3 protein-coding genes are annotated in these 2789 nt (G+C 70.3%); all 3 read right to left on the bottom strand.

The window, feature by feature from the left end:
• On the bottom strand, positions 1 to 234 hold a 234-nt coding region (paaB, locus tag ACTS11_RS16640), incomplete at its 3' end, for a 1,2-phenylacetyl-CoA epoxidase subunit PaaB (protein WP_442641417.1).
• Entirely contained in the window at positions 231 to 1223 is a 993-nt protein-coding gene (gene paaA, locus ACTS11_RS16645) for a 1,2-phenylacetyl-CoA epoxidase subunit PaaA (protein ID WP_442641418.1), read from the bottom strand. The genes paaA and paaB, both read right to left, overlap by 4 nt.
• A gap of 19 nt (positions 1224 to 1242) precedes the next feature.
• Positions 1243 to 2445 carry a 3-oxoadipyl-CoA thiolase gene (gene pcaF, locus ACTS11_RS16650; RefSeq protein ID WP_442641419.1) on the bottom strand — a complete coding sequence of 401 codons (1203 nt, stop codon included), beginning with the start codon at positions 2443 to 2445 and terminating at the stop codon, positions 1243 to 1245.
• Positions 2446 to 2789: the final 344 nt, after the last annotated feature.

Below are 2789 nucleotides of genomic sequence, written 5' to 3' on the forward strand. Positions count from 1 at the left end.
CTCGTAGAGCGGGCCCTTGTCCGAGGGCGAGGAGGCCGCGATGTGCCGCGCCTCCACCACCCAGATCGAGACGCCCTCGTTGCGCCGCGTGTAGACGTCGCGCGCGTTGCGGATCGCCATCTCCTCGTCGGGCGCGTGGAGCGAGCCGACGTGCCGGTGGCTGATCCCGTGCTGGCCGCGGATGAACACCTCCCAGAGGGGCCATTCCGCCCTTGTCTTGGCATCCCCGCTCATTCCGCCGCCACCTTCCGCGCGGCGCGCTTGGCCGCATGCGCCATCAGCCCGTCGCGCACCCAGCCGCCTTCGTCCCAGGCGTCGCGCCGCGCCTCCATCCGCTCGGCGTTGCAGGGCCCGTCGCCCTGGATCACCGCGAAGAACTCCGACCAGTCGGGCTCGGTGAAGTCGTAGTGGCCCCGCGCCTCGTTCCATTTCAGGTCCGGGTCGGGGATGGTGAGGCCGAGGAACTCCGCCTGCGGAACGGTCTGGTCCACGAACTTCTGACGCAGCTCGTCGTTGGTGTTGATCTTGATCTTCCAGGCCATCGACTGCGCGGAATGCACGCTGTCGGCGTCGGACGGCCCGAACATCATGAGCGACGGATACCAGAAGCGGTTCAGCGCATCCTGCGCCATGCGCTTCTGCGCCTCCGTCCCGCGGGCCATCTTCATCATGATGTCGTAGCCCTGCCGCTGGTGAAAGCTCTCTTCCTTGCAGATGCGGATCATCGCCCGCGAATAGGGCCCGTAGGACGTCCGCTGCAGCGGCACCTGGTTCATGATCGCGGCGCCGTCGACCAGCCAGCCGACCGCGCCCATGTCGGCCCAGGTCAGCGTCGGATAGTTGAAGATCGAGCTGTATTTCATTCGTCCGGATAGCAAATCCTCCGTCAGCTCGTCGCGGGAGACACCCAGCGTCTCGGCCGCGCAGTAGAGGTAGAGGCCGTGCCCCGCCTCGTCCTGCACCTTGGCCAGCAGGATCGCCTTGCGCTCGAGCGTCGGCGCGCGCGTGATCCAGTTGCCCTCGGGCAGCTGGCCCACGATCTCGGAATGCGCGTGCTGGCCGATCTGTCGGATGAGCGTCCGCCTGTAACCCTCCGGCATCCAGTCCTTCGGCTCGATCTTCTCGCCCGCGTCGATGCGGTCCTGGAAGCGGCGCTCCTCCTCGGTCATCTCCGCACGGGGCTTCACGCCCTTTCCGGTCGACTGCACCATCTGTGCATACATGGCTCTCGCCTCCTTCGGGTCAGACGCGTTCGATCAGCATGGCGGTGCCCTGGCCCACGCCCACGCACATGGTGCAGAGCGCGTAGCGCCCGCCGCGCCGGCGCAGCTCGCGGGCCGCCGTCAGCACCAGGCGCGCGCCCGACATGCCGAGCGGATGGCCGAGCGCGATGGCCCCGCCGTTGGGGTTCACATGGGGGGCGTCGTCGGGAACTCCAAGCGCGCGCAGCGTGGCGAGCGCCTGGCTCGCGAAGGCCTCGTTGAGCTCGATCACGTCCATGTCGCCGATGCCGAGCCCGTGGCGCGCGAGGAGTTTCCGCGTCGCCTCGACCGGGCCGATGCCCATGATCCGCGGCGCGACACCGGCGGAGGCCATGCCGACAACCCGCGCGATGGGCCGGAGCCCCTGCGCCTGCGCCGCCTCCGCGCCCGCAAGGAGGAGCGCGGCCGCCCCGTCGTTCACGCCGGAGGCGTTGCCCGCTGTAACACTCTTGTCCAACCCGTTGATGCCGCGCAATTTCGCGAGATCGGCGAGGGTCGTTCCGGGGCGCGGATGTTCGTCCCGGTCGACGATGGTCGTTCCGCGGCCCGCGGGCACCTCCACGGGCACGATCTCCTCGGCGAAGTGGCCCGCCGCCTCGGCGCGCGCGTGGCGTTCCTGGCTGCGGAGCGCGAAGGCGTCCTGGTCCTCGCGCGAGATGCCGAACTCCTCGGCGACGTTGTCGGCGGTCTCGGGCATCGAGTCGGTGCCGTGCGCCTCCCGCATCCTCGGGTTCACGAAGCGCCACCCGATCGTCGTGTCGAAGACAGCCCCCGCGCGGGAAAAGGCGGCCTCGGCCTTGGGCATGACGAATGGCGCGCGCGTCATGCTCTCGACCCCGCCGGCGATGGCGATGCCGTAGTCCCCGGCCATGATGCCGCGCGCGGCGAAGCCCACCGCGTCCATCCCGCTGGCGCAGAGACGGTTCAGCGTGACGCCGGGCACCGTGACCGGCAGACCCGCCAGAAGCGCCGCCATGCGCGCGACGTTGCGGTTGTCCTCGCCCGCCTGGTTGGCGTCGCCGAGGAGCACCTCGTCGACCGACGCTGGATCGAGCGCCGGGTTACGCGCGAGGAGCGCCCGGATCGGCGCGGCGGCGAGGTCGTCGGCGCGCAACGCGGCGAGGGCGCCGCCATAGCGCCCGATCGGAGTGCGCACCCCGTCGCAGATATAGGCTTCGGCCACGCGCTCCTCCCGGCATTCCCGACCGCACGGTCGAATAAAGTCGATTTGGCGAGTCGGTGCAATGCCTGCTTGAAGGGAGGCCGGAGGGCAGCTCCCGATGTGCCGGTTCGCGAGGCGGGAATCATCATGTGCCGAGGGGCCGGAGTCGCGACGGCAAGGCGGCCGCGGACCCATCGCGCCGGAAGCGGCAGACAACCGGAAACCGGCGTTTGGCCCACGAAGTGCCGCCGGGCCGAGGAGGGCCGGACCGAGGCAGCGGCAGCCCGGGCGCGCCGCGCTGCCCTTTGCAGCCTTGGCGGGCATGACGGCGGACGCGTTGCCGCGCAGGTCGGCGCCGTGGCGGT

Source organism: Roseicyclus sp., assembly GCF_052168335.1.
GTDB lineage: Bacteria > Pseudomonadota > Alphaproteobacteria > Rhodobacterales > Rhodobacteraceae > Roseibacterium.

Coding starts and splice junctions, on each gene's coding strand:
- paaA (WP_442641418.1), bottom strand. CDS start 1,223: ATGTATGCACAGATGGTGCAGTCGACCGGAAAGGGCGTGAAGCCCCGT.